Source organism: Kitasatospora sp. NPDC087861 (genome assembly GCF_044742585.1).
Classification (GTDB): Bacteria; Actinomycetota; Actinomycetes; order Streptomycetales; family Streptomycetaceae; genus Kitasatospora.
In genome coordinates, this window is the sequence record NZ_JBIUUS010000003.1 from 385,848 (window position 1) to 412,237 (window position 26,390).

Genomic DNA, 26,390 nt, shown 5'->3' on the forward strand with positions numbered 1-26,390 from the left:
CTGGCTAAAGCGCCAGCTCGAACCAGACGATCTTGCCCTTGGGCGTGCGCCGGCTGCCCCAGCGCTCGGCCAGCAGGCTGACCAGCTGCAGGCCGCGCCCGCCCTCGTCGGTCTCCTGGGCGCGCCGCTGCCGGGGCTGGGCGTAGCCGTCGTCCCAGACCTCGCAGACCAGGCTGCGCTCGCGCAGCAGCCGCAGCCGGATCTCGCCCCGGCCGTGCTTGAGCGCGTTGGTGACCAGTTCGCTGACCAGCAGCTCGGTGGTGTCGACGAGTTCGTCCAGGCCGCGGGTCAGCAGCCAGCTGCAGGCCAGCTCGCGGGCCTTGGCGACGGAGGTGGGCTCGGGCGGCAGGAACCAGTTCCCGACGGCGTCCTCGGGGAAGGCGTGCACCTTGGCCATCAGCAGGGCGATGTCGTCCTCGCCGTGGTGCGGGTTGAGCTCGCCGAGGACGTGGTCGCAGAGGTCTTCGAGGCCCTTGCCCTCGGCGGACAGCGCGGTGCGGAAGGCACGCAGGCCCTCGTCCAGCTGGTGCTTGCGGCTCTCCACCAGGCCGTCGGTGTACAGGCCGAGGACGGCGCCGTCCGGGAGGGTCAGCTCGACCTCCTCGAAGGGCTCGCCGCCGACGCCGAGCGGCAGGCCGGGCGGGACGTCGAGCATCCGGGCGGGTTCGCCGGGGCCGAGCAGGACGGGCGGCAGGTGGCCGGCGTTGGCGATCCAGCAGCGCCGGGTGACGGCGTCGTAGACCGCGTAGACGCAGGTGGCCAGGTAGACCTCACGGGCCTCCTCGTCGGCGGCCGAGGTGAGCCGGCCGTACGGGGTGGGCGGGCCGGCCGGCACGGTGTCGCCGCCGAGGCCGCGGGCGATCTCGTCGAGGGCGGTGAGCACCTCGCCGGGCTCCAGGTCGAGCATGGCGAGGGTGCGGACGGCGGTGCGCAGCTGGCCCATCGCGACGGCGGCGCGCAGGCCGCGGCCCATCACGTCGCCGATGACCAGGGCGGTGCGGTTGCCGGGCAGCGGGATGACGTCGAACCAGTCGCCGCCGACCTCGGTGTTGTTGTTGCTGGGCAGGTAGCGGCAGGCGATCTCCAGGCCGCTGGCGGCCGGGTTGCCCGGGGGCAGCAGGCTGCGCTGGAGGATCAGGGCGCGCTCGTGCTCGCGGCGGTAGAGCCGGGCGTTGTCGATGCAGACGGCGGCGCGGGCGACGAGCTCCTCGGCGATGGCGACGTCGCGGGCGTCGAAGGGCTCGCTGCCGATCGCACGGGAGAGCTGGACGAGGCCGAGCACCTGGTCGCGGGCGACCAGCGGGACGATCAGGGTGGAGCGCAGCAGCGGGTCGCGCCCGGGCTCGGGGATGACGCTGCGGCCGGTGCGCAGCGCCCGGGCGTGCGGGGAGCGGCGCGGGTAACAGAGGGTGCCGCCGGCTTCGGCGATGGGCAGGCCGGTGACCGAGCCGAGCACCGAGGAGGCGCCGCCGATGACGCTGGAGACGGCGACCCGGCGCAGTTCGCCGCTCCCGTCGGTGAGCACGGTGTCGCCGAGCCGGCCGGCGCTGGGGACGGTCTCGCCGGAGAGCAGCGCGGTGTAGAGGTCGACGGTGGCGAGGTCGCAGAACGGCGGGACGACGACGTCGAGCAGTTCCTTGGCGGTGGTCTCCAGGTCGAGGGTGGAGCCGATGTGCGCGCTGGCCTCGTTGAGCAGGGCGAGGTTGCGGCGCACGCCGTCGGCCTCGCGCTCGGCGACGTGCCGGCTGGTGACGTCGGAGACCTGCCCGGCGACGCCCATCGGCTGTCCGGCCGCGCCGTTGAGGCGGTACAGCGAGACGGCCCAGAGTCGGTTGCCCTCGCGGGTGGGGACGGCGCCGTGGAAGCGCAGGTCGAAGACGGGTTCGCCAGTGGCGAGGACCTTGCGCAGGGCGGCGGTGAGGCGGTCGGCCTCGGACGGCGGGAAGAGGTCGTGCGGGGTGAGGCCTTCGAGGTCGGTGGGGACCAGGCCCATGCCGGAGGCGAAGGCGTCGTTCACCCGCTGCAGGCGCAGCCGGTCGTCGAAGAGGATGAAGCCGGTGGGGGTCTGCCCGAAGACGGCCTCGGAGGCGGCGAGGTCGGTCTCGATCCGGCGCAGCCGGCCGAGGTCGACGGCCAGACAGGTGGCGCCGGCGGTGGGCAGGGCGCTGTCGGGCATCAGGTAGAGCTCGGCGAGGCCCTCGCCGCCCGCGGCGTCCCGGTAGGGAGTGGTGCCGACCCACTCCTCGCCGGCCAGGGTGCGTTCCAGCCGGGCGCGGCCGCGCTGCCAGAGTTCACGGGGGACGAAGGTGGTGATCGGGTCGGCGCCGACGGCGTCGGGGGCGGGGACGCCGAAGAACTCGGCGGCGCGCTCGCTCCACTGGCTGATCCGGCCGTCGGGGCCGATCGCGAAGGTGGCGACCCGGATGTAGTCGTAGATCGAGCCGGGGTCGCCGGCGCCCCACGGGTGGGCGTCGGCCAGCGGTTGGGCGGTGCGGCCGCCGCCCGCGGTGTCGGCGCCCGGCGGCGACGCCGGGCCGGGCAGGTGCGGTGAACCGGCCTGCCCGGGCACGGCGGCATGACCGCTGCTACTCGGCGCATTCCGCGCCGGGGTGCTGTTCAACGGACCGACCCCTCCAACCCGCGACCGTCCGGATGTCGAGAAGACCGAGTATTCATCATCGAGGGGTACGTTCACACGCCCTCAACATCACAACATCAGATCGGGCGAAGGTTTTTGTCCTACCGCCCGCGCAACCACAATGCCACGCTCGCGCCCCCTTCCGGAGCGCGCGCTCCCCCTGACCGCCTGCTGGCATGTGCAGCCCCGTCCCCCTCGCCTCCCGTCCAGCTCATGCGCCCGCTCACAGTTCGTCGGGCTCATTACCCGGCAACGCCTGCTCGAACCAGACCACCTTGCCGATGCCCTCGGCCCGGGCGCCCCAGCGCAGCGCCAGGCGGCGGACCAGTTCCAGGCCCCGGCCGCCCTCGTCGGCCTCGGCCGCGTGCCGCTCCCGGGGCGGGTCGGGCAGCGGGTCGGAGATCTCGACCAGCAGCGTCTCACCGAGCGTCAGCCGGACGCCGATGGGGGCGCTCGCGTACCGGACGGCGTTCGTGACCAGCTCGCTGACCAGCAGCTCGGCGGTGTCGGTGAGCTCCTCGATGTTCCACTCGGCGAGCGTGGAGCGGACCAGCCGGCGGGCCCGGGACACGGCGGTGGGCTCGGCCGGCAGGGTCCAGCCGGCCGTCGGGGTGCCGGCCTGGCCGTGGCCGAGCCGGGCCAGCAGCAGTGCGACGTCGTCCGGCTCGCGGCCCTGCTCCATGGTGTCGAGCACGGCCTCGCAGGCGGCCTGGATGGAGGCGTGCGGGTCCTGGAGCACGGTGACCAGCCGGCCGAGGCCGACGTCGAGGTCCTTGTCCCGGGACTCGACCAGTCCGTCGGTGCAGAGCGCGAGCAGGCTCCCCTCGGGGATCTTCAGTTCGACGGACTCGAACGGGACGCCGCCGACGCCCAGCGGGGCGCCCGAGGGCAGGTCGAGGATCCGGCCGACGCCGCCGGGCAGCGGGCCGCCGGTCCGGGTCGGCTCCCCGTCCTCCCCGCCCGGCACCACCAGGACCGGCGGGATGTGCCCGGCCTTGGCGACGGTCAGCTTGGCCGTCCCCGGGTCGAACACCGCGTAGACGCAGGTGGCGAGCAGCGCCTCGTCCGGCCCCTGGGCCAGGTCGTCGGCCAGCTCGTGGACGTGCCGCAGCAGGACGTCCGGCGGCAGGTCGAGGGCGGCCAGCACCCGGACGGCGGTGCGCAGCCGTCCCATGGTGGCGGCGGCCCGCAGACCGTGGCCCATCACGTCGCCGACCACCAGCGCGGTGCGGTCGCCGGGCAGTGGGATGACGTCGAACCAGTCGCCGCCGACCTCGGTGCCGCTGCTGCCGGGCACGTACCGGTAGGCGACCTCGACGCCGGTGGGCTGCGGGACCTGCTGCGGGAGCAGGGTGCGCTGGAGGGTGAGCGCGGCGGTGCGCTCGCGGGCGTAGAGGCGGGCGTTGTCCAGCGAGCTGCCGGCCCGGTCGGCCAGCTCGACGGTGAAGGCCAGGTCGTCCCGGTCGAAGCCCTCCCGGTAGCCGGCCCGGCTGACCAGCAGCAGCCCGATCACGATGCCGCGGGCGCGCAGCGGGACGACCAGCATGGAGTGCACGCCCAGGTCGTGGGCGGCCTGCATCTTCGGGTCGCCGGAGTACGTCACGTCGTCGAGCTGGTCGGCGCCGGAGAGCAGCTCGGGGACGCCGGTGCGCAGCACCCGGCCGCAGGCGGAGTCCTCGGCGAAGGTGATCCGGGCGCCGCGGCGGAGCATCACCTCGACCTCGGGGCCGTCCTGGACGGAGGCGGTGCCGAGCTGGAGCAGCGAGGTGCGGCGGTCGTGGCCGTGCCGGGGCAGGTCGTCGCCGTGCGCGACGGCCTGCAGCAGGATCACCGCGGAGTGGTCGGTGAGCCGGGGGACGACGGAGCTGGCGAGTTCCTGGGCGATCCGGGACGCGTCGAGCAGGTCGCCGACCCGGGAGCCGAACTCGTTGAGCAGCGAGAGCCGGCGCCGGGCGTGCTCGACCTTGGCGACGGCCCGGTAGCGCTCGGTCACGTCCATCACGGTGCCGGAGATGCCGAGCACCCGGCCGGAGCGGTCGGTCATCCGGCTGTAGGAGATCGAGCGGTAGCCGGAGCGGGCGGTGACCGGGGAGGCGAGGGTGACGTCGATGACCGGCTCGCCGGTGGCCAGCACCTGGCGCTGGATGGCGGTGATCTCGTCGGCGGCCCGCTCGGGCAGGGTCTCGCCGGTGGTCCGGCCGACGTGGTCCGCCAGGGCGACGCCGTTCATCTCGGCCAGGGTCTGGTTGACGGCGGTGTAGCGCAGGTCGGTGTCCATGATGGCGATGCCCAGCGGGGACTGTTCGAACAGCGCGTCGCGGACGGCGAGGTCGCGCTCGACGGCCCGGACGGCGGCCGCCTCGGCCATGTTGACCTGCAGGAACGGGGTGCCGTCGCCGTCCACCAGGAGGGAGACCCGGGCGTCCACCGCGACCGGCACGCCGTTCCGGTCGCGCAGTTCGGCGTTGCCCGCCCAGCGGCCGTGGCGCAGGGTGTCCTGGATCGCGGCCCGGATCCGGGCGACCTGCTCCTGATCGGGGATCAGGTCGTCGATCCGGCGGCCGACCAGCAGCTCGTTCGGCCAGCCGAGCAGTTCCTCGGCGGCCGGGCTCCAGAGCACCACCCGGCCTGCGGTGTCCAGGATCGCGATGGCGACCTTCAGCAGGTCGAGCAGGCTGCCCTCGGGCGGCGCGCCGAGGCCGTGCGCGGCGTCGGACGGCCCGCCGGGGAACGGCCGGGCCGGACGGCTGCGCAGGCCGGGCGGGGCGCCCGGGTCCGGGGCGGCCGGGGTCGGCGCCGGCGGGGCGGGCCGCGGGGCGTCGGCGGTGTCCCGGCGGCGGCCGACCGGCTGCGGGGCGGCCGAGGACTGCGGGGCGGCCGGGTGGGCGCCGCGGCGCAGCCGGGCGCGCGCGGCGGCGCCGCCCGCGGCACCTGTCCGCCGTGCTCTCCCGCCGCCGTTCCCGGTACTCGACACCGACGGGGCCTCCGGCTCTGGTCGGGATCGGCGTAGCCGGCTGGGACGGCTCACCGATGGTGACGAATAGTGCCGAAACGCGACATACCCAGCAGGACCCAGGCTATCCCGGCCGTCAGGTCCTCTTGTCCGATTGACCTACCCCGTACGGTGCGCGTCGCACACCGGCACGCGCGGCCCGATGCGGGCGCACGGGGGCTTCGGGCGCTTCGGACGCTTCAGGCACTTGAGGGGCTTCAGGCGCTTCAGGCACCGAGCAACCGCGCGATGTGCGGCAGGATGTCCCGGTCGTGCTCGATCCAGTCGACGCTGTCCAGCTCGGCCGGGCCGAGCCAGCGCAGCTCGTCGTGGTCCTCCAGCGGGCGGGGGTCGCCGGCCAGCAGCTCCGCCGCCCAGAACCGCAGCTCCAGGCCCGGCCGGACGCTCCACGCCCCCGGCAGCCGCTCCAGCGCCCGGGCCTGGACGCCCAACTCCTCCAGCAGCTCCCGCTCCAGCGCCTGCGCCTCGGTCTCACCGGGCTCGGCCTTCCCGCCCGGGAACTCCCAGCGCCCCGCCACGGCCGCAGGCGCGCTGCGCCGGGCGGCGAGCACCCGGCCCCGGTGGATGAGGGCGCCGCCGACGACGATCCGGGGCTCGGCGGGGGTTTCGACGGGGGTCTCGGCGGGGGTCTCGGCGGCCTTGTCCATGGCCCGACCCTATGGCCTCCGCGACCCTAGGACGTCGGCGTGCCCGGCCGTTCGCCGTCGGCACCCGGGCCCTCGCCGGGGTCGGTCTCGACCCAGTACAGCTGCTTGTGGCCGCGGGCCTCGAACTCGGCCGCCAGCCGCTGCGCCTCGGCGCGCTCCAGCCCGGTGGCGACCAGGAAGCGGTTGCCGTTGTCGTCCTGCCGCATCACCCGATAGGCGCTCATGGCGGGGAGCGTATCCCCGGCCTGCGTGGGGGTCGGGCCGGGGATCCGCCCTCGCGACGCTACGCGCGGCTCGCTACCGGCAGGTACGGGCGCGGTTAACGGCGGGTAACCCGGTGCGGAGGCGGGGTGAGCCCGCCGGCGCACCGAAGCCGTCGGCGGCTCAGACCTGGAGGTCGGGCACCTGCTCGCCGGTGGAGAGCCCGAGCCCGCGCCGGATCTCGACGCTGAGCGGCACCGTCCTGGTCACCAGTGCCCGGGCCCGCCGGACGTCGCCCTCCAGGTCGGCACCGGCGGCCGCGGCGTCCCACGCGGCGGCGGCCGTCTCCTGGGCCGCCGCCAGCTTGCCGATCGTCGGCTTGACCTCGGCCGGCCACACCGCCGGCTCCTTGTTCAGCGCCGCGGCCTCCGCGTGGGAGGCGGCGGCCATCCGCCGGGCCCAGTCCCGGTACTCGGACGACGCCTCGGCGAAGCCCTTGCTCGGCTGGCTCCCGTAGGTGTCGTTGAAGCCTCGCACCGCCTCCAGGTACGTCAGCTGGGCGGAGTTCAGGCTGCCCCGGTCGGTGCGGACCGTCCCCCGGTGCTCGGCATCGCCGTCCTCGAACGCGCAGGTGACGCTCCGGTCGCCGGACCTCCAGTTGCCCCGGGTCGGGTAGAGGTAGACGTCGTCCATGCCGTCCGGGATCGCCCACTGGTCGAGGGCGTAGTCGTCGAGCACCTTGCGGCACAGCTCGGCGGCCAGCTCGCGGACCCTGGCCTCGCCCGGGTAGGACGGACCCTCGCTCGCCGGGATCCGGACGGTGCCGGCCACCTCGCCGTGGTGCGGTACCGAGCACGGCACCCGGCGGACCCAGTACAGCGTCTCGTCGCCGCCCTCGGGGTCGGTCCGGCTGCCGTTCTCGGGGGTGTTGTAGCAGTCCCCGGACTTCAGCGCGGCCCAGGCGACCGAGCCGGCCGGAGCCTTCGGGGGCAGGGCGAGCCGGCCGCTCCCGTCGGGCTCGAAGGTCGATCCGGCCAGCGCGAGGGAGAACAGCAGCGTGCCGACCACGCCGAGGACCAGGCCGGTCACGGCCATCCCGAAGCCGCGCTCCTTGCGGCGGTTGATCTGGACCAGCGCGACGATGCCGAGGACCAGGGCCACCGGCGCCGCCGCGACCAGGCCGGTCACCAGGGCGGCGACGGCGAAGCCGTTGGTGACGGTGGCGGCGGCCGGGGCGTAGAAGCCGGGCTGGAAGCCGGGCTGCACGGCGGGGGGCACCGACGCCCAGCCGCCGGCGGGCAGCGGCGGGGGCGGCGGCTGGGGCGGCGCCAGCGACGGGGTGGGCGCGGACCAGGGGTTGGCGGGTGCGGGTGCGGCGGGTGCGGGTGCGGCGGGTGCGGGTGCGGGTGCGGGTGCGGGTGCGGGTGCGGCGGGTGCCGTGGCCTGCTCGACTCGCTCGGCCTGGTCCGCCGGCTCGGCCTCGTGGGCCGGCTTGTGGAGATCGACCGCGGGCGACTCCGGCCCCGGCGCGGGCGGCACGGGCGGCACGGGCGGCACGGGCGGCACGGACGGCACGGACGGCACGGACGGCACGGGCGGCACGGACGGCACGGACGGCACGGACGGCACGGGCGGCGCGGGCGGCGCGGGCGGCGCGGACTCAGGCTTGGACACGTGCACTCCCCCGGCCCGCCGGTACGGGCATCAACTCGGCAGTTCGACTCGTCCACTCGCCCCTCCAGCAGCGGGCCGGACGGGCCCGAACGGACCCGGTACGAGCGGACGCGCGACTTTACCTGATCTTTCCGAACGCCCGCGCGACCGTTTCGCCCGCCCCCGCCTCGCCGCCGGTCGTCCCCGGCCCCCGGTCAGCCGCGTGCCAGGATCTCGCCGTGCAGCATGGAGAACCAGCCGTCCCCGGCGGCACTCCACTCCTGCCAGCCGGCCGCGATCCGCTCCAGTTCGGCCCGGTCCGCGAAGCCCCGCTCCACCGCCGCCCGGCCGATCGTGGAACCGGTGACCCGGTCCGCCCACATCCCGCCCCACCAGGCGCGCTGCTCGGGCGTCGCGTACGTCCAGGTGGTGGCGGTCGCCGCGATGTCGGCGAAGCCCGCCGCCCGCGCCCAGGACAGCAGCCGCCGCCCGGCGTCCGGCTCGCCGCCGTTGGCCCGGGCGATCCGCTCGTACAGCTCCAACCAGCTGTCCAGCGAGGGCACTTCGGGGAACCAGGTCATCGACGCGTAGTCGACGTCCCGCACCGCGACCACGCCGCCCGGCGCCACCACCCGGCGCATCTCGCGCAGCGCGGCCACCGGGTCGGCCACGTGCTGCAGCACCTGATGGGCGTGCACCACGTCGAACTCGCCGTCCGCGTAGGGCAGTCCGTGGACGTCGGCGACCTCGAACACGACGTTCGACAGGCCGCGCCCGGCCACGTACGCGGCGGCCAGCTCCAGCACCTCGGCGGAGGTGTCCACGGCCACCACCCGCCCGCCCGGGCCGACCAGCTCGGCCAGGTCGGCGGTGATCGTGCCGGGCCCGCAGCCGATGTCCAACAGCCCCTGCCCGGACCGCAGTTCGGGCAGCAGGTAGGCGGCCGAGTCGGCGGCCGTCCGGGAGCGGTGCGAGCGCAGTACGGCCTCCTGGTGGCCGTGCGTGTAGACGGCGGACTGCTGTCCGGTCATGGGATCCCCCTGGGGCGTGGTCGGTTTCCGCGACGTCTTCGACGCTACCGGACGTTCCGAATGCCGAGAAGATTCGTCTCACATGTCGACCACCTGCCGGTCGCGCCACCCCCGCCGGCCGTACCGTGGAGGCGCCCCCGACAGAACGGTCCCCGCCATGCCCGGCCAGCGCCCCTTCGTCCTGCTGAGCGCCGCGATGTCCCTCGACGGCCACCTCGACGACGCCTCCCCCGACCGCCTGCTGCTCTCCAACCAGGCCGACTTCGACCGGGTCGACGCGGAGCGCGCGGCCGCCGACGCGATCCTGGTCGGCGGCAACACGCTGCGCGCCGACAACCCGCGCCTGCTGGTCAACGACCCCGCCCGCCGGGCCGCCCGACTCGCGGCCGGCCGCACCGAGTACCCACTGAAGGTGACGCTCAGCGCGAGCGGCGCGCTCGACGCGAGCCTGCGCTTCTGGCACGCCGGCGGCGCCAAGCTCGCCTACACCACGGACACCGGCGCGGCGGTGCTGCGACCCCGCCTGGACGGGCTGGCCGAGGTGGTCACGCTCGGCGGCGCGGTGGACCCCGGTGCGGTGCTGGACGACCTGGGCGCGCGCGGGGTGCGCCGACTGATGGTCGAGGGCGGCGGCGGCGTGCACACCCAGTTCCTGGCCCAGGGCCTGGCGGACGAGCTCCAGCTGGTGGTCGCCCCGTTGCTGGTCGGCCAGGTCGAGGCGCCGCGGTTCGTCCGGCCCGCCGCGTTCCCGGGCGGCCCGGCCCGGCGGATGCGCCTGCTGGAGGCACGTACGGTGGGCGACGTCGTCCTGCTCAGGTACGCCCCGAAGGAGCCCGCCCCGTGACCACCGACCTCGACCACCTGCGCCGGGCCGTCGAACTCTCCCGCCGCTGCCCGCCGTCCGGGACGGCCTTCTCGGTCGGCGCGGTGATCGTCGGCGCCGACGGCGAGGTGCTGGCGGAGGGCTACAGCCGGGAGGCCGACGCGCACGACCACGCCGAGGAGGCGGCCCTCGGCAAGCTCCCGGCCGGCGACCCGCGACTGCGCGGGGCGACCGTCTACAGCTCGCTGGAACCCTGCGGACAGCGCGCCTCGCGGCCGGTGCCGTGCGCCCGGCTGCTCATCGCGGCGGGTGTGCCACGGGTGGTGGTGGCCTGGCGCGAGCCGGACCTGTTCGTCGCCGACTGCCAGGGCACGGCCCTGCTCGCGGCGGCCGGAGTCGAGGTGGTGGAGCTGCCGGAGCTCGCCGAGGAGGCCCGCGCGGTCAACGCCCACCTGCTCTGCTGATCTTTTGTATCCTTATGGAACAAACGACTCAGCTCTGCGTCGTCCATTCGCCGCGCCCGCGAGGAGCCGCTCCATGCCCGCCACCCCCATCCAGCTGACCACGCGCGCCTTCCTTCTCGACATGGACGGCACCCTGGTCAACTCCGACGCCGTGGTCGAGCGCTGCTGGCACCGCTGGGCCGAGCAGCAGGGCCTCGACCCGGCCGCCGTCCTGGCCGTCGCCCACGGCCGCCAGGGCCACGCGACCATGGCCGCACTGCTGCCCGACCGCCCGGTGGAGCTCAACCTCGCCGACAACGAGCGGATGCTCGCCACCGAGCGCGCCGACACCGACGGCGTCGTCCCCGTCCCCGGCGCCGCCGCCTTCCTCGCCACCCTGGCCGCCCTGCCGCACGCCCTGGTCACCTCCGCCGACCAGCCGCTCGCCCGGGTCCGGATGGCCGCCGCCGACCTGCCGCTGCCGCCCGTCCTGGTGACCGCCGAGTCCGTCGGCGCCAGCAAGCCCGACCCGGAGGGCTTCCTCAAGGGCGCCGCCGCCCTCGGCTTCGCCCCCGCCGACTGCCTCGCCTTCGAGGACTCCGACGCCGGGATCGCGGCCGCCCGGGCAGCCGGCATCCGCGTCATCGGCATCGGCCCCCGCGCCGCCGCCCACCACCCGGACGCCCACACCGACACCCTCGACGGCGTCACCGTGACCGCCGCCCCGGACGGCGTCATCACCGTCACCGTCCACCCCTGACCGGGGCGGCCACCTGGTCGCCGTCACGCTCAATGCCGGTGGTATCGAGCAGCAACCCCCGGACACCGTCCGGCAGTTGGACGACCAGCACGTCACCCCGCTCCCCGGCCGCCAGGTACCACTCCCCCGGCTCCACCGCAACACGACGGACCCGGCCCCGAAAGGCCCGGCCCGTCCCGCCCGACACCGGTCACACGTTGCAGCGGAACGTCAATAGCTCTGCCCTGACCTGCGGAAACGTCGATTCCAGCGGCCCAAGTCAGCACAGAGTCAGCACGGTGGGACGACGTTCGGCAGAGGACGATCAGTAGCGATAGCGGGCGGCGAGGATGATGATCTCCTCATCCGTGACCAGGTAGACGAGGCGGTGCTCGTCATCGATCCGCCGTGACCAGGCGCCGGCCAGGTGGTACTTCAGCGGCTCGGGCTTGCCGATCCCGGCGAAGGGATCACGGCGGGCGTCCTCGATGAGCTTGTTGATCCGGGCGAGCATCTTGCGGTCGCTCTTGAGCCAGGACGTGTAGTCCTCCCAGCCCTGATCCTCGAAGACGAGCCTCACGCGGCGCCCTGCCCCGCATCCGCCGCATCGGGGTCGATCAGCTCGCGCTCGGCGAGGCCGACACGGCCGAGGGCGTTTTCGTACGCCTTGAGCAGGCGGCGGGCATTGGCGGGCGAGCGCAGCAGATAGGAGCCCTCGCGCAGGGCGGCGTAGTCCTCGGCGGATACGAGGACGGCATTCCCGTGCCTGGAGACGATCTCGATGGCCTCGTGGTCGTCATTGACTTTCTTGATGAGCGGGAAGAGATCCTTGCGGGCCTCGCTCGCGGTGATGGACATGGCAGGAAACCCTTCGGGAGTGGTACCGGATAACGTACCACTCACGGCGATGACCGGCGGGGCGTTCAGCGCGATGTCGACCCGGAGAAGTCAGCACCAAGTCAGCACGGGAACACGTCAGGGGCCCACACCCGAGAGAGTGGACCCCATTCGACCTGCACAGTTGACAGATCAGCTAACGAAAAGTTAGCCACCCTCACACATTGAAGCGGAACTCCACCACGTCGCCGTCCTGCATGATGTATTCCTTGCCCTCGATGCGGGCCTTGCCCTTGGAGCGGGCCTCGGCGATGGAGCCGGTCTCGACCAGGTCGGCGAAGGAGATCACCTCGGCCTTGATGAAGCCCTTCTGGAAGTCGGTGTGGATGACTCCGGCGGCCTCGGGGGCGGTGGCACCCTTCTTGATGGTCCAGGCGCGGGTCTCCTTGGGGCCTGCGGTGAGGTAGGTCTGCAGGCCCAGGGTGTCGAAGCCGACGCGGGCGAGGGTGGCGAGGCCGGGCTCCTCCTGGCCCATCGACTGGAGCAGCTCCAGGGCCTCGTCGTCGTCGAGCTCGATCAGCTCGGACTCGATCTTGGCGTTGAGGAAGATCGCCTCGGCCGGGGCGACCAGCTCGCGCTGGGCGTTCTTGAAGTCCTCGTCGGCCAGCTCGGCCTCGTCCACGTTGAAGACGTAGAGGAAGGGCTTGGCGGTCAGCAGGTGGAGGTCGCGGATCGGGGTGGTGTCGAAGCCGGCCTCGAAGAGGGTCTTGCCGGTCTCCAGGACCGCCTGCGCGGCCTCGGCGGCGGCCAGCACGGGGGCGGTGTCCTTCTTGAGGCGCGCCTCCTTCTGGAGCCGCGGCAGGACCTTCTCGATGGTCTGCAGGTCGGCCAGGATCAGCTCGGTGTGGATGGTCTCGATGTCGTCCTTGGGCGACACCTTGCCGTCCACGTGCACCACGTCCGGGTCGGTGAAGGCGCGCACGACCTGGCAGATCGCGTCCGACTCGCGGATGTTGGCGAGGAACTTGTTGCCCAGGCCCTCGCCCTCGCTGGCGCCGCGCACGATGCCGGCGATGTCGACGAAGTCGACGGTGGCCGGGAGGATGCGCTGGGAGCCGAAGATCTCGGCGAGCTTGGCCAGCCGCGCGTCCGGGACGCCGACGACGCCGACGTTCGGCTCGATGGTGGCGAACGGGTAGTTGGCCGCCAGCACGTCGTTCTTGGTCAGGGCGTTGAACAGGGTCGACTTGCCGACGTTCGGCAGGCCGACGATTCCGATCGTGAGCGACATGAAGCGCAGTCCCGGGGGCTTGGAGGAGTTGGGTCGGCACCGTGCGGGCCGACCCCCAAGTCTACGGGCAGCGCCTCACGCCTCGGTCGGCGCCGGGAGGGGCTCCAGGAACTCCAGCCGGTTGCCCAGGTTGTCGGCGGCGTGGAAGCGACGGTGGCCGGGCAGGTCGTCGTCCCAGACCACCTCGTGGCCGTGCGCGGTGAGCCGTTCGGCGAGCGCGTCCAGCGAGCCCACCTGGATGCCCGGGTGCCCCTTGCGGGCCGGGCGGAAGTCCGGGGTGACACCGAGGTGCACCTCGACCCCGCCGCCGCGGAACCAGCAGCCGCCGCGGGCGGCGAGCACCGGCGGCTTCTCCAGTTCCGCCATGCCGAGGACACCGGCCCAGAAGGCGCGGCACCGGTCCTCCGCGCCGGCCGGGATGTCGAGCTGGACGTGGTGAAGCCGTTCGAAGCTGAAACCGCTGGTCATCGGGTCCCCCGTAGACGGTCGGATGATCGTGGCGCGCCGTATGGGCCGGACAGGTCAGGCCCTTGAGCGACGATCACATCAGTACTCCGCACGGAGACACGGAGCAAGACCTGAACGGTCCATTACACAGTGTGGCGATGATCGGACCGTACGTTGGGCGGGTGGAGCAGAGCATCCGAACCCAGCCGCCAGGGCCCAGACGCCGACCGCCGAACGGCGCGGCCGGGGCCGCCGTCCCCGGGCCCGGCCGGGCTCCCGAGTCCGCCGGAGCCCCCGCCGCCCCGCCCGCCCGACTACGGCCGGCAGCCGGCCCGCCCGCCGCCGACCGCCCGGCCGCCCCCGGGCCGCGGCTTCGGCTGCCGCTGCGCGGGCGGTCCGAGGCCCCGCTGCGCGAGCGGTCCGAGGCCCCGCTGTACGGGCGGCGCCGCACCGGCCGGCCGACCCGGCTGACCGCCGTCGGCACCGGCGTGGTCGCCGTGCTGGCGACGCTCGCGGTGGCGGGCCTGGACCGGCTGCTGTTCGACGGCCTCGGCTGGCTGTTCGGCCTCGGCTACGTCGTGGTCTGCTTCCAGCTGGCCGTCCGGGTGCGCTACGCCGACCTGCTGGCCGCACCGATCAGCGGCCCGATCGCCTTCGCGCTGGCGCTGCTGGTGCTCGCGCCGGCCACCTCCTCGGGCGTCACCGCCCACGTGGTGGCGCTGGCGACCGGGCTGGCACTGCGGGCCGGCTGGCTGTTCTCCGGCACCGGGCTGGCCGCGCTGATCGTGCTCGCCCGGTTCGTGGCCCAGCGCCGGATCCACCGCTCCCGCTGAGCAGCGCCACGGGCGGGCGGCCTCAGCCCACCGCCCGGGCCGCCGCCATGGCCGCGCCGACGATGCCCGCGTCGTTGCGCAGCTCGGCCGGGACCACCCGCGCCTCGCGCTCGCGCAGCAGCGGCAGGAACTTCTCGTGCTTGCGGCTCACCCCGCCGCCGATCACGATCAGCTGCGGCGAGAACAGCATCTCGACCAGGTCCAGGTACTCGTCGACCCGCTCGCTCCACTGCTCCCAGTCCAGCCCGTGCCGCTCCTTGGCGGCCGAGGAGGCCCGGCGCTCGGCGTCCTTGCCGCGCAGTTCCAGGTGGCCCAGCTCGGTGTTGGGCACCAGCGCGCCGTCCACGAAGAGCGCGCTGCCGATGCCGGTGCCGAAGGTGAGCACCAGCACCACGCCGGGCTGGTCGCGTCCGGCGCCGTGCGCGGTCTCGGCGAGTCCGGCCGCGTCCGCGTCGTTGAGCACGGTCGCGGGCAGGTCCAGCGCCTCGCGGAACAGGCCCGCGGCGTCCAGGCCGATCCAGCCCTTGTCCACGTTGGCCGCGGTTCTGGTCCGGCCGCCGACCACCACACCGGGGAAGGTGAGCCCGACCGGGCCCCGGTGGTCGAAGTGGCGGACCACCTCGCAGACGGCCTCGACCACGGCCTCGGGGGCGGACGGCTGCGGGGTGAGCACCTTGTACCGCTCCTGGGCCGGCACCCCCCGGCCGAGGTCGACCGGAGCGCCCTTGATGCCCGAACCGCCGATGTCCACGCCGAATACCGCCGTCATCACGACCACCCTCCGCCGAGGCCGCGGACCCTCTTGCCCACAGCCTGTGCACAAAAGTACGAGAGCCCGAACGCGCCCGCACAGCAAAGGACCCGGTACCCCGTCCGGGCACCGGGTCCTCCCGAACGGGACTACAGCTTGCCCGCCGCCTCGGCGCGCAGGTCGCGGCGCAGCTCCTTGGGCAGCGAGAAGGTCAGGTGCTCCTCGGCGGTCTTGACCGTCTCGACCGTCTCGTAGCCGCGCGCGGCCAGCCACTCCAGCACGCCCTCGACCAGGATCTCCGGCACCGAGGCGCCGCTGGTCAGGCCGACCGTGGTGACGCCCTCCAGCCAGGCCTCCTGGATCTCCTCGGCGAAGTCCACCAGGTGGGCGGCCTTGGCGCCGTACTCCAGGCCGACCTCGACCAGGCGGACGGAGTTGGAGGAGTTCTTGGAGCCGACGACGATCAGCAGGTCGGTCTCGGGGGCCATCTGCTTGACCGCGACCTGGCGGTTCTGGGTGGCGTAGCAGATGTCGTCGCTGGGCGGGCTGACCAGCGCCGGGAAGCGCTTCTTCAGCTCGCCGACGGTGGCCATGGTCTCGTCCACCGACAGGGTGGTCTGGGACAGCCAGACGACCCTGGACTCGTCCCGGACCTTCACGTTGGCGACGTCCTCCGCACCGTCCACCAGGTGGATCCGGTCCGGCGCCTCGCCCATCGTCCCGACGACCTCCTCGTGGCCCTCGTGGCCCACCAGCAGGATGTCGAAGTCCTCGTCGGCGAAGCGCACGGCCTCCTTGTGCACCTTGGTGACCAGCGGGCAGGTGGCGTCGATGGTGGCGAGCCGACCCGCCTTCGCCTCGTCGTGGACGGACGGGGCGACGCCGTGCGCGGAGAAGACCACGATCGAGCCCTCGGGCACCTCCTCCGTCTCGTCGACGAAGATCGCGCCCTTCTTCTCCAGGGTCTGCACCACGTACTTGTTGTGGACGATCTGCTTGCGGACGTAGATGGGGGCCCCGTACTGCTCCAGGGCCTTCTCCACGGCGATCACGGCGCGGTCGACACCCGCGCAGTAGCCCCGGGGGGCGGCGAGCAGGACACGGCGCTGCGCGGTGTTGGACATGGCTCCATCGTACGGGCGGCGCCGAGCCGCGCCGACGGCAGGCGCTTTCCGGACAGACCCGGTCGTCGGTGCTCAAATGTGGTGTCTATGAGCTCCGCGAACGGGCAACCGGCACCGGGCGGCCTGCGCCGCACTCTGGGTGTCCGCGACCTGATGGTCTACGGCCTGCTGTTCATCGCCCCGATGGCACCGGTCGGCGTGTTCGGCGTCCTGGACGCCAAGAGCCACGGCGCCGTCGCCACGGTCTACCTGGCCGCGACGGTCGCGATGGGCTTCACCGCCCTCTCGTACGCCCAGATGGTGCGCGCGGTGCCGCAGGCCGGCTCGGTGTTCGCCTACGCGCGGGCCGGGCTGGGCGAGGGGCCCGGGTTCATCGCCGGCTGGATGGCGATGCTCGACTACCTGCTGATCCCGGCGGTCGCCTACCTGTTCTCCGGGATCGCGCTGAACTCGCTGGTGCCCGGGGTCTCCCGCTGGGTCTGGACCGCGCTCGCGGTGGTGGTGACCACCGCGCTCAACCTGGTCGGCGTGCGGACGGCGGCCGTGGTCGGCTTCGCGGTGCTCGCCCTGGAGATCGCGGTGCTGGCGGTGTTCGTCGCCGCGGCCGTGGTGGCGCTGGTCCAGGACGGCGCCCGGCGCGGCTGGGGCACCCCGTTCACCGCCGTCGGCCCCTTCTCCCCGGCCGCGGTGGTCTCGGCGGTCTCCGTCGCGGTGCTCTCCTACCTGGGCTTCGACGCGATCGCGACCTTCGTCGAGGAGGCGGTCGGCGCCTCGGCGGCGGTGGCCCGGGCGGTGCTCTGGTGCCTGGCGCTGGCCGGGGTGCTGTTCGTCGCGCAGACGTACCTGGCGGCGCTGCTGGAGCCGACGACCCCGCAGCAGCTGGCCGCCGACCCGGCGGAGCAGGGCTCGGCCTTCTACGACACCGTGGAAAGCGGGATCGGGCACTGGCTGCACGTCCTGGTGGCGGCCGGCAAGGCGATCGGCGCGGCCTTCGCGGCGCTGGCCGGGCAGGCGGCGGCCGGGCGGCTGGTCTTCGCGATGGGCCGGGAGGGGCGGCTGCCGCGCGTCCTCGGCACGGTCGACCCGGCCACCGCGGTGCCGCGCCGGGCACTGCTGGTGGCCGCGGTGATCACCATGGCCGCGGCGGTCTGGGCGGCCACCCGGGACGACGGGCTGGACCAGCTGACCTCGGTGGTCAACGTGGGCGCACTGACCGCCTTCGCGCTGCTGCACGCCTCGGTGATCGGCTGGTACACGGTGCGGCACGGCTCCCGGGACCGGCTGCGGCACCTGGTCGTCCCGGCCCTGGGGATCGCGGTGATCGGCGCGGTGGTCTACGAGGCCTCGACGACCGCGCAGATCGTCGGGCTGATCTGGCTGGCGGTCGGCCTGGTGGTGCTGGGCGTCCAGGGTTCCCCCGCTTCGGCCAGGCCCTAACCTCGTACGCATGGCCAACACGAGCTCCCCCGAAGCCCCGCTCCCGGTCGGCAAGGTCTCCGCGCTGATCGGCGGCTGGATCGACCGGCTCGGCGCGGTCTGGGTGGAGGGGCAGATCACCCAGCTCAGTCGCCGGCCCGGGGCGGGTGTGGTGTTCCTGACCCTGCGCGACCCGCAGGCGGACGTGTCGCTCACGGTGACCTGCTTCCGCTCGGTGTTCGACCAGGTCGCGGACGTGGTGCAGGAGGGCGCCCGGGTCGTCGTGCACGCCAAGCCGGAGTGGTACGCGGCGCGCGGGCAGTTGTCGCTGCGGGCCTCGGAGATCCGGCCGGTCGGGCTGGGCGAGCTGCTGGCCCGGCTGGAGCAGCTGAAGCGGCGGCTCGCCGGGGAGGGCCTGTTCGCGGCCGGGCGCAAGCGGCCGCTGCCGTTCCTGCCGCAGTGCGTCGGGCTGGTCACCGGGCGCGGCTCGGCGGCCGAGCGGGACGTGCTGGAGAACGCCCGGCGGCGCTGGCCGGCCGTCCGCTTCGAGGTGCGCAATGTCCCGGTGCAGGGGGTCAGCGCGGTGGAGCGGGTGAGCGCGGCCGTCCGGGAGCTGGACGAGCACCCCGAGGTGGACGTGATCATCGTGGCCCGCGGCGGCGGCAGCGTCGAGGACCTGCTGCCGTTCTCGGACGAGGGGCTGGTGCGGCTGGTCGCGGCCGCCCGCACGCCGGTGGTGAGCGCGATCGGCCACGAGCCGGACCAGCCGCTGCTGGACTTCGTCGCCGACCTGCGCGCATCCACTCCGACCGATGCCGCCAAACGGGTGGTTCCGGACGTCGGCGAGGAGCTGGCCAAGGTCCGCCAGCTGCGGGACCGCGCCCGACGGCACGTCCTCGGCCGGGTCGAGCGCGAGCAGCACGGGCTGGACGGCCTGCGCAGCCGCCCCGCGCTGGCCGCCCCGCACCGGATGCTGGACGGGCGCGGCCAGGAGCTCGGCGCGCTGCTGGAGCGGGCCCGGCGCACCCTGCGGCACCGGCTGGACCACGCGCAGAGCGACCTCGGGCACACCCTCGCGCGGGTGGTCGCGCTCTCCCCGGCGGCCACCCTGGAGCGCGGCTACGCGGTGCTGCAGCGGGCGGACGGCACGGTGGTGACCGATCCGGCGCAGGTCGCGGCCGGTGAGGGCCTGCACGCCCGGGTGGCGGGCGGGTCCTTCGGCGTCGCGGTGGAGGACGGCCGGGGCGCGTAGAAGCCCTCGCCGGAGCCGAGGCTGCGGGCCTGCGGTGGAGCGACTCACCGCCGCCGCGGCCGTTCTGTCGGCGCCAGCCCCTACGCTGGCACGCATGGCAGAGCAGCAGGAGCAGCAGGGCGCGGCGGCGCCGACCCCGGACGACGCGCTGGGCTACGAGCACGCCCGGGACGCGCTGCTGGAGGTGGTCCGGCAGTTGGAGAACGGCGGGACGTCGCTGGAGGAGTCGCTGGCCCTGTGGGAACGCGGCGAGCAGCTGGCGAAGGTGTGCCAGCGCTGGCTGGACGGCGCCCGGGCCCGGCTGGACGCGGCGCTGGCCGCCGAGGAGAACGGGGTCGCGGGCGGCGAGTGACGCAGCTCACAGGGGGTCGGGGAATCGTTGAAAGTTCACCCATGTTGGGATGCAGTGACCGACCCCGGCCGGTCACTCCGACGAACCCCTCCCGCATGAGGTGCAGACAAGCATGACCACCGACGCCCTGGTACTCGACGCCGCCGCTCAGGACCTGCTGTTCCGTGAGGCGCGCACCGCGAACACCTTCACCGACGAGCCGGTGACCGAGGAGCAGGTCCAGGCCATCTACGACCTGGTCAAGTACGGCCCGACCGCCTTCAACCAGCAGCCGCTGCGCGTCGTCCTGGTCCGCTCGACCGAGGGCCGCGAGCGCCTCGTCCAGCACCTGGCGGACGGCAACAAGGCCAAGACCGCCGCCGCCCCGCTGGTCGCCATCCTGGCCGCGGACAACGAGTTCCACGAGGAGCTGCCGAGCCAGTTCCCGCACTTCCCGCAGGCCAAGGACGTGTTCTTCGCCGAGCGCAGCGTCCGTGAGCACTCCGCCGCGCTGAACGGCGCCCTGCAGGCCGCCTACTTCATCATCGGCGTGCGCGCCGCCGGCCTGGCCGCCGGCCCGATGACCGGCTACGACGCCGAGGGCATCAACAAGGAGTTCTTCGGCGACGGCGAGCACTCGGTGCTGGCCGTGGTCAACATCGGCAAGCCGGGCGACGACGCCTGGTTCCCGCGTTCGCCGCGCCTGGAGTACGACCAGGTCGTCACCACGGTCTGATCCGCCACGCGCGAAGGGCCCGCACCGGTTCGTCCGGTGCGGGCCCTTTCGCATGCGTACGGGGGCATCCACGGGTGTACGGGCGCGTTCGCGGGGCGCTCGCAGGGGCGTACGGAACGGTTCGCGGGCGGGGGACGCGCCTACTTGAGCGCCTGCGCCAGCTCGGCCAGCTCCTCGTAGGAGGCGGTGCCGGTGAGCACCGTGGTCGCGCCGCCGGTCTGCACGGTCAGCGCGCGGGACTTCTCGCCCTGCAGACGCTCCCAGGTCTGTCCGGCCACCTCCGAGGTGCCGTCCGGCTTGCCGCCGGCGACCTTGTCGGCCAGCAGCGCGTCGCGCGGGACGTCGCTCTGCTCGACCGCCGCGTACTGGCCGGACGGCGTGACGAAGCCCAGGTGCCAGGCGTTGCCCTTGCCGTTGCTGTTCGCGGCCGGCTGGTAGCCGACCGAGGTGGCCCGCCACTGGCTGGACAGCCCGTCCGGGGAGAGCAGCTGGTACGGCGCACCGCGCTTCGCGGAGGCCGCCGCCACCTTGTACTCGACCACGTGCACCGGGTCGCTGTTCGCGTCGTGCGGAAGGAACAGGTACCCGATCCAGACCACGACGCCGACCGCCAGCATCGACAGGATCATGTCCCGTACGGTCTCCCGGCCCCTGATGCGCTTGCTCTCTCCAGCCACCCCCACATGGTGACTCATCCACACACCGGTACGGCCACCCGGGGTGCCCGCGTACGGGTGAAGCGGGGCAAACCGGCCCTTGCCCGATGCCGGGTGGCGACCCGCGCCACAGACAGTCATCTTGTGGGCAGATACGATCGCAGGACCCTCACCACGGCGTTCGACCTGGCAGTAGTCGGGCGCTTACTGGCCGTCGCGTACAGAGAGGTAACGACGATGACCACGCAGTACCCGCACCACCTTCCCAGCGCCCTGGAGGTCGCGCCCGAGGCTCCGGACCGGAACCTCGCGCTCGAACTCGTCCGGGTGACCGAAGCGGCCGCGATGGCCGCCGGCCGGTGGGTCGGCCGTGGCGACAAGAACGGCGCGGACGGCGCCGCCGTCAAGGCGATGCGCACCCTGGTCTCGACCGTCTCGATGAACGGCGTCGTCGTCATCGGGGAGGGCGAGAAGGACGAAGCCCCGATGCTCTACAACGGCGAGCGGGTCGGCGACGGCACCGGCGCCGAGTGCGACGTCGCGGTCGACCCGGTCGACGGCACCACGCTCACCGCCAAGGGCATGAACAACGCCGTCGCCGTCCTGGCCGTCGCCGACCGCGGCACCATGTTCGACCCCAGCGCCGTGTTCTACATGGACAAGCTCGTGGCCGGCCCCGAGGCCGCCGACTTCGTCGACATCACCGCCCCGGCGGCCGTCAACATCCGCCGGGTCGCCAAGGCCAAGGGCAGCGCCGTCGAGGACGTCACGGTCGTCGTCCTCGACCGCCCGCGCCACGACGGCCTGGTCCGGGAGATCCGCGAGGCGGGCGCCCGGATCAAGTTCATCTCCGACGGCGACGTGGCCGGCGCCATCATGGCCGCCCGCGAGGGCACCGGCGTCGACCTGCTGATGGGCGTCGGCGGCACCCCCGAGGGCATCATCGCGGCCTGCGCCATGAAGTGCATGGGCGGCGTGATCCAGGGCCGGCTGTGGCCCAAGGACGACGCCGAGCGGCAAAAGGCCCTCGACGCCGGCCACGACCTGGACCGGGTGCTCACCACCGACGACCTGGTCAGCGGCGAGAACGTGTTCTTCGTCGCCACCGGCATCACCGACGGCGAGCTGCTGCGCGGCGTGCACTACCGCCAGGAGACCGCCACCACCAGCTCGCTGGTGATGCGGTCCAAGAGCGGCACGATCCGCGAGATCAACTCCGTCCACAAGCTGTCGAAGCTGCGGGCCTACAGCGCGATCGACTTCGACCGCGCGAACTGACAACCGCGCCAACCGACAACCGCGCCGACCGCGCGGACCAGGACGGGGCGAGCGCACCCGCGGCCTCGGCGGAATCCCCCTCCGCCGAGGCCGCGGCGCGTCCGGCCCGGGACCGGCCCGGACGCCCGTCCCGGCGTCAGCCGGCTATCCGCTGCTGCCCCGCGGCCACCCGGGACGCCTCGCGCAGCTCCGGCTCCCGGCGGCGGCGCCGGGCCAGTACGACCCGCCGCTCGGCGGCCGTCAGCCCGCCCCAGACCCCGTACGGCTCCGGCTGCGCCAGCGCGTGCTCGCGGCATTCCAGCAGCACCGGACACCGGGCGCACACCTGCTTCGCCTGCTCCTCGCGCGACAGCCGGGCCGCCGTCGGCTCCTTCGAGGGCGCGAAGAACAGCCCCGCCTCGTCCCGCCGGCAGGCCGCACCGGTGTGCCAGGGGTTGTCCTCGCCCGCGGAAGGGGGGTTCGGGGAGGCGCCCTGGGAACCCTGGCCGCCCGGGGGGTGCGGCTGCGGCCGGACGGCCGGTCGGCGCTCCAGCACCTGCGCGGCGGCGACGGGGGAGGTGGTGCGGGACTCGATCGGATGCAGCACGGCCGTACTCCTGACGAGACTCTCGGACACGGGGAAGCTCGCTCCCCTGCCCGGCTGCGAGCCCCCGCTGTCCAACCCCCGGACCGGCGCTGGGCCGCCTCCGGTGCGCAGCCGTACAAGAAGCGATGTGCGGAAGGAACTACCCCGCCCGGCCGCGATTCATGCACACTGCACGCAATCGACTACGGAGCGCACCGGACACAACGCGGAGCGCCCGACCGGGAGTTGATCCCCGATCGGGCGCCCTGTCGGTCAACCCCGGCTACTCGGTGCCGAGTTGCTTGCGCACCCACTCCTTGAGCTTCTTGCCCCGGCGCGGCTTGGCCTCGCAGCCGCCGAACACCGCGACGCCCTTGACCCGGACCACCGGCGCGTACGGGTCCGCCGCGGTCTGCTCCTTGACGTCGAAGCCGCCGAAGATGCCGACGCCGCTACCGTGCAGGCTCACGTTCTCCGGCACCCGGATCTCGACCCCGCCGAACAGCGCCGTCACCTCGATCTCCACCTCGGGAGACTCGAAGACGGCGTCGGTCAGGTCGATCTCCACCCCACCGAAGGCCGCGAACGCCCTCAGGTGCGAGCCCACCCGCCAGCGGCCCCGGCGGGACGCGCCGCCGAAGACCGCCACCATCGACGCGGACTCCTGGCGCGCGGGCGGCAGCGCCGGCGCCACCGGACGCGGTGCCGGGGCCTGCAGCGGCGGCTTCTCGAACGACAGCGGCCGGTGGCCGGGCAGGTCCCGGGTGAGCGGCACCAGATCGCCGAAGGTCTTGGCGGCGTACGCGGCCCCGATCCGCTCGGCGTGCTCGTCCGCGTCCAGCCGGCCCTCGGCGTAGGCGTCCCGCAGCAGCTCCGCGATCCGCTCGCGGTCGGCGTCCGAGACCCGCAGGTCCGCCTGCGCCACCGGGGCGTGCGACGGCTGCGGCTGCGGCTTGAGCTCGGGCTTCGGTTCGGGCTTGGTCATCGGTACGGGCGCCGGCACGGGCGGCTGCCCCGGATCGTCCTGCGGCGGCGAATTCTCCACGGCGCAAGCGTAGTCGCTCGCACGCACGGACGAGTGAGCCCGGTCACGCAGGCTGCCCTGTCCGCATGCGACGCAAGGCCGGGTCCTACCCTTGAGGGTGCTTCGCCGACGCAGCCGGACCACTGGAAACCTAAGGACCGCCCCCATGGCTCCCACGCCAGACTTCGAGTACAGCGACCTGCTCCCCCTGGGTGCTGACCCGACCCCGTACCGCAAGCTGACCTCCGAGGGTGTCTCCACCTTCGAGGCCGGCGGTCGCACCTTCCTCCAGGTCGAGCCCGAGGCCCTGCGGCTGCTCACCGCCGAGGCGATGCACGACATCTCGCACTACCTGCGCCCCGCCCACCTCGCCCAGCTGCGCCGCATCCTGGACGACCCGGAGGCCAGCCCGAACGACCGCTTCGTCGCGCTCGACCTGCTGAAGAACGTCAACATCTCGGCCGGCGGCATCCTCCCGATGTGCCAGGACACCGGCACCGCCATCGTCATGGGCAAGCGCGGCCAGAACGTGCTCACCCGGGGCGGCGACGAGTCCGCCATCGCGCGCGGCGTCTTCGACGCGTACACGAAGCTCAACCTGCGCTACTCCCAGATGGCCCCGGTGACCATGTGGGACGAGAAGAACACCGGCAACAACCTGCCGGCCCAGATCGAGCTGTACGCCACCGACGGCGACGCGTACAAGTTCCTCTTCATGGCCAAGGGCGGCGGCTCCGCCAACAAGTCGTACCTGTACCAGGAGACCAAGGCCATCCTGAACGAGGCGAGCATGCTCTCGTTCCTGGAGCAGAAGATCCGCTCCCTCGGCACGGCCGCCTGCCCGCCGTACCACCTGGCCATCGTGATCGGCGGCACCAGCGCCGAGTTCGCGCTCAAGACCGCCAAGTACGCCTCCGCGCACTACCTGGACAACCTGCCGACCTCCGGCAACGCCAAGACCGGCCACGGCTTCCGGGACCTGGAGCTGGAGGCCAAGGTCACCGAGCTGACCCAGAAGATCGGCATCGGCGCCCAGTTCGGCGGCAAGTACTTCTGCCACGACGTGCGCGTCGTCCGCCTGCCGCGCCACGGCGCCTCGCTACCGGTCGCCATGGCCGTCTCCTGCTCCGCCGACCGCCAGGCGCTCGGCAAGATCACCGCCGAGGGCGTCTTCCTGGAGCAGCTGGAGACCGACCCGGCCGGGTACCTGCCGGACACCACCGACGAGCACCTGGACGACGACGTCGTGCGCGTCGACCTCAACCAGCCGATGTCCGATATCCGCGCCGAGCTGTCCAAGTACCCGGTCAAGACCCGGCTCTCGCTCACCGGCACCCTGGTCGTCGCCCGCGACATCGCCCACGCCAAGATCAAGGAGCGCCTGGACGCCGGCGAGGGCATGCCCAAGTACCTCCAGGACCACCCCGTCTACTACGCCGGCCCGGCCAAGACCCCCGAGGGCTACGCCTCCGGCTCCTTCGGCCCCACCACCGCCGGCCGGATGGACTCCTACGTCGACCAGTTCCAGGCCGCCGGCGGCTCCATGGTCATGCTCGCCAAGGGCAACCGCAGCAAGCAGGTCACCGACGCCTGCGCCGCCCACGGCGGCTTCTACCTCGGCTCCATCGGCGGCCCGGCCGCCCGCCTGGCCCAGGACTGCATCAAGAAGGTCGAGGTCCTGGAGTACGCCGAGCTCGGCATGGAGGCCGTCTGGCGCATCGAGGTCGAGGACTTCCCGGCCTTCATCGTGGTCGACGACAAGGGCAACGACTTCTTCCGCGAGACCACCGAGGGCCCGCTGATCACCAGCCTGCGCGTCCGCTCCAAGGAGTAGCCCCCACCCGCGTCACCCCGCCGCCCCGGCCGCCCCTCGCGGCCGGGGCGGTGTCGTTGCGCGCACTCACGCGTCGAAGTCGTACTCCAGGACGTAGGAGGCGGCGTCGAGGATCATCTCGTTGAGCTCGACGACCTGCCCCTCGTCGGCGAAGGCGGTGCGGCAGATCAGGATGACCGGGGTGCCGGCCGAGAGCTCCAGGCGGGCGGCCTCCTCCGCGCCCGGCATCCGGGAGCGGACCTCCTCGCGGAAGTGGACCGGCTTCGCGCCTATCTCGGCCAGTCGGGCGTAGGTGCCGCCCGGGCCGGTGTCCTCGCGGGTGATGGCCGTGCCGGCGACCAGGCCGGCCGGCAGGTAGGAGGTCGACAGCAGCACCGGCTTGCCGTCCAGGACGAAGCGGCGGTGCCGTACGCACATCGGCTCGCCCGGGTCCACGCCCAGTACCCGGGCGACGTGCTCCGGGGCGCCCTGCTCGGTGACGGCCACCTGGTCGACCACCAGCAGGCGGTTGTCGATGTCCGCCGACCATATCGACCGGCCGGAGCCCCACTGCCCCTGCGCCAGCCGCTGGATCCCGCGCCGGCGCAGCGGGCGGAAGTCCCGGACGAAGACCCCCGCGCCCCGGCGTGCCTCGGCGATGCCCTCGCTCTGCAGCACGCCGAGCGCCTGACGGGCGGTCATCCGGGCCACGCCGTACTCGTCCATGAGGTCGTTCTCGCCCGGCAGCCGGTCGCCCGCGCAGTACTGGCCGGCGTCGATGGCCGCCCTCAGGGTGTCGGCGATCCGCTGGTACTTGGGCTGCTTGTCGCCACTGCTGCCGGTCATCG

24 protein-coding genes and 1 pseudogene are annotated in these 26,390 nt (G+C 73.6%); 9 read left to right on the forward strand and 16 right to left on the reverse strand.

The window, feature by feature from the left end; genetic code table 11:
- Positions 1–4: 4 nt before the first annotated feature.
- From ACIOJE_RS06750 to ACIOJE_RS06775, 6 genes are all read right to left on the reverse strand, one after another.
- Positions 5–2,620, reverse strand: a complete 2,616-nt coding sequence (locus ACIOJE_RS06750) for a SpoIIE family protein phosphatase (protein WP_400773810.1) — start codon at positions 2,618–2,620, stop codon at positions 5–7.
- A 241-nt stretch (positions 2,621–2,861) separates the two neighbouring features.
- The gene (locus ACIOJE_RS06755) at positions 2,862–5,612 is read right to left on the reverse strand and encodes a SpoIIE family protein phosphatase (protein WP_280676426.1); all 2,751 of its coding nucleotides are present in this window, start codon (positions 5,610–5,612) and stop codon (positions 2,862–2,864) included.
- A 245-nt stretch (positions 5,613–5,857) separates the two neighbouring features.
- A complete protein-coding gene (locus ACIOJE_RS06760; RefSeq protein WP_400773813.1) occupies positions 5,858–6,298 on the reverse strand; it encodes an NUDIX domain-containing protein in 441 nt (146 codons plus the stop codon).
- Between the two features lie 26 nt (positions 6,299–6,324).
- Entirely contained in the window at positions 6,325–6,522 is a 198-nt protein-coding gene (locus ACIOJE_RS06765; protein WP_400773815.1) for an SPOR domain-containing protein, read from the reverse strand.
- A 160-nt stretch (positions 6,523–6,682) separates the two neighbouring features.
- Positions 6,683–8,173, reverse strand: coding sequence for a DUF4190 domain-containing protein (locus ACIOJE_RS06770; RefSeq protein ID WP_400773818.1), 1,491 nt, complete (start codon positions 8,171–8,173; stop codon positions 6,683–6,685).
- Between the two features lie 194 nt (positions 8,174–8,367).
- Complete coding sequence (locus tag ACIOJE_RS06775; RefSeq protein WP_400773820.1) at positions 8,368–9,183, reverse strand: methyltransferase domain-containing protein; 816 nt, start codon at positions 9,181–9,183, stop codon at positions 8,368–8,370.
- A 157-nt stretch (positions 9,184–9,340) separates the two neighbouring features.
- Between ACIOJE_RS06775 and ACIOJE_RS06780 the strand changes: the two are divergent.
- Together ACIOJE_RS06780 and ACIOJE_RS06785 are read left to right on the forward strand one after the other, a co-directional pair.
- Positions 9,341–10,470, forward strand: a pseudogene (locus ACIOJE_RS06780) (dihydrofolate reductase family protein).
- A 73-nt stretch (positions 10,471–10,543) separates the two neighbouring features.
- On the forward strand, positions 10,544–11,209 hold the full coding sequence (locus ACIOJE_RS06785) for an HAD-IA family hydrolase (RefSeq protein WP_280676432.1): 666 nt from the start codon (positions 10,544–10,546) through the stop codon (positions 11,207–11,209).
- 304 nt (positions 11,210–11,513) lie between these two features.
- Here ACIOJE_RS06785 and ACIOJE_RS06790 read toward each other — a convergent pair whose 3' ends face one another.
- The 4 genes from ACIOJE_RS06790 to ACIOJE_RS06805 all read right to left on the reverse strand — a co-directional run bounded on the left by ACIOJE_RS06790 (position 11,514) and on the right by ACIOJE_RS06805 (position 13,784).
- Positions 11,514–11,768, reverse strand: a complete 255-nt coding sequence (locus ACIOJE_RS06790) for a Txe/YoeB family addiction module toxin (protein ID WP_400773822.1) — start codon at positions 11,766–11,768, stop codon at positions 11,514–11,516.
- Entirely contained in the window at positions 11,765–12,046 is a 282-nt protein-coding gene (locus ACIOJE_RS06795) for a type II toxin-antitoxin system prevent-host-death family antitoxin (protein ID WP_280676436.1), read from the reverse strand. The genes ACIOJE_RS06790 and ACIOJE_RS06795 overlap by 4 nt, the downstream gene beginning before the upstream one ends.
- 196 nt (positions 12,047–12,242) lie before the next feature.
- Positions 12,243–13,316: a redox-regulated ATPase YchF gene (gene ychF / locus ACIOJE_RS06800; RefSeq protein WP_280676438.1), complete on the reverse strand. Its 1,074-nt coding sequence runs from the start codon at positions 13,314–13,316 to the stop codon at positions 12,243–12,245.
- Between the two features lie 75 nt (positions 13,317–13,391).
- Positions 13,392–13,784 (reverse strand): VOC family protein, encoded by a 393-nt coding sequence (locus ACIOJE_RS06805; protein ID WP_280676440.1) that lies wholly within the window; start codon positions 13,782–13,784, stop codon positions 13,392–13,394.
- Positions 13,785–13,945: 161 nt separating this feature from the next.
- On the opposite strand from ACIOJE_RS06805, the gene ACIOJE_RS06810 reads away from it, so the two are divergent.
- Positions 13,946–14,596, forward strand: coding sequence for a DUF6542 domain-containing protein (locus ACIOJE_RS06810; RefSeq protein WP_400773825.1), 651 nt, complete (start codon positions 13,946–13,948; stop codon positions 14,594–14,596).
- 22 nt (positions 14,597–14,618) lie between these two features.
- On the opposite strand, the gene ppgK is transcribed toward ACIOJE_RS06810, so the two are convergent.
- Both ppgK and ACIOJE_RS06820 read right to left on the reverse strand, forming a co-directional pair.
- Positions 14,619–15,365, reverse strand: a complete 747-nt coding sequence (gene ppgK, locus ACIOJE_RS06815) for a polyphosphate--glucose phosphotransferase (protein WP_400773828.1) — start codon at positions 15,363–15,365, stop codon at positions 14,619–14,621.
- A gap of 131 nt (positions 15,366–15,496) precedes the next feature.
- The gene (locus tag ACIOJE_RS06820) at positions 15,497–16,471 is read right to left on the reverse strand and encodes a 4-hydroxy-3-methylbut-2-enyl diphosphate reductase (protein WP_280676446.1); all 975 of its coding nucleotides are present in this window, start codon (positions 16,469–16,471) and stop codon (positions 15,497–15,499) included.
- An 87-nt stretch (positions 16,472–16,558) separates the two neighbouring features.
- On the opposite strand from ACIOJE_RS06820, the gene ACIOJE_RS06825 reads away from it, so the two are divergent.
- The 4 genes from ACIOJE_RS06825 to ACIOJE_RS06840 all read left to right on the forward strand — a co-directional run bounded on the left by ACIOJE_RS06825 (position 16,559) and on the right by ACIOJE_RS06840 (position 20,206).
- On the forward strand, positions 16,559–17,908 hold the full coding sequence (locus tag ACIOJE_RS06825) for an APC family permease (protein WP_400773831.1): 1,350 nt from the start codon (positions 16,559–16,561) through the stop codon (positions 17,906–17,908).
- Between the two features lie 10 nt (positions 17,909–17,918).
- Positions 17,919–19,139 (forward strand): exodeoxyribonuclease VII large subunit, encoded by a 1,221-nt coding sequence (gene xseA, locus ACIOJE_RS06830; RefSeq protein WP_400773833.1) that lies wholly within the window; start codon positions 17,919–17,921, stop codon positions 19,137–19,139.
- Positions 19,140–19,233: 94 nt separating this feature from the next.
- Entirely contained in the window at positions 19,234–19,491 is a 258-nt protein-coding gene (locus ACIOJE_RS06835) for an exodeoxyribonuclease VII small subunit (RefSeq protein WP_400773837.1), read from the forward strand.
- A 112-nt stretch (positions 19,492–19,603) separates the two neighbouring features.
- The gene (locus ACIOJE_RS06840; protein WP_280676454.1) at positions 19,604–20,206 is read left to right on the forward strand and encodes a malonic semialdehyde reductase; all 603 of its coding nucleotides are present in this window, start codon (positions 19,604–19,606) and stop codon (positions 20,204–20,206) included.
- A 140-nt stretch (positions 20,207–20,346) separates the two neighbouring features.
- Here the strand turns inward: ACIOJE_RS06840 and ACIOJE_RS06845 are convergent, their stop codons facing one another.
- Positions 20,347–20,883, reverse strand: coding sequence for a DUF4245 domain-containing protein (locus ACIOJE_RS06845; protein ID WP_400773840.1), 537 nt, complete (start codon positions 20,881–20,883; stop codon positions 20,347–20,349).
- A gap of 216 nt (positions 20,884–21,099) precedes the next feature.
- On the opposite strand from ACIOJE_RS06845, the gene glpX reads away from it, so the two are divergent.
- Complete coding sequence (glpX, locus tag ACIOJE_RS06850; protein ID WP_280676458.1) at positions 21,100–22,140, forward strand: class II fructose-bisphosphatase; 1,041 nt, start codon at positions 21,100–21,102, stop codon at positions 22,138–22,140.
- Positions 22,141–22,276: 136 nt separating this feature from the next.
- Here the strand turns inward: glpX and ACIOJE_RS06855 are convergent, their stop codons facing one another.
- Both ACIOJE_RS06855 and ACIOJE_RS06860 read right to left on the reverse strand, forming a co-directional pair.
- Complete coding sequence (locus ACIOJE_RS06855; protein WP_400773942.1) at positions 22,277–22,672, reverse strand: WhiB family transcriptional regulator; 396 nt, start codon at positions 22,670–22,672, stop codon at positions 22,277–22,279.
- 316 nt (positions 22,673–22,988) lie between these two features.
- Complete coding sequence (locus ACIOJE_RS06860) at positions 22,989–23,690, reverse strand: DUF1707 domain-containing protein (protein ID WP_280676639.1); 702 nt, start codon at positions 23,688–23,690, stop codon at positions 22,989–22,991.
- 205 nt (positions 23,691–23,895) lie between these two features.
- Between ACIOJE_RS06860 and ACIOJE_RS06865 the strand changes: the two genes are divergently transcribed.
- Positions 23,896–25,563 (forward strand): fumarate hydratase, encoded by a 1,668-nt coding sequence (locus ACIOJE_RS06865; RefSeq protein WP_280676462.1) that lies wholly within the window; start codon positions 23,896–23,898, stop codon positions 25,561–25,563.
- 66 nt (positions 25,564–25,629) lie between these two features.
- Here the strand turns inward: ACIOJE_RS06865 and ACIOJE_RS06870 are convergent, their stop codons facing one another.
- Entirely contained in the window at positions 25,630–26,388 is a 759-nt protein-coding gene (locus ACIOJE_RS06870; protein WP_400773842.1) for a GntR family transcriptional regulator, read from the reverse strand.
- Between the last annotated feature and the right edge of the window lie 2 nt (positions 26,389–26,390).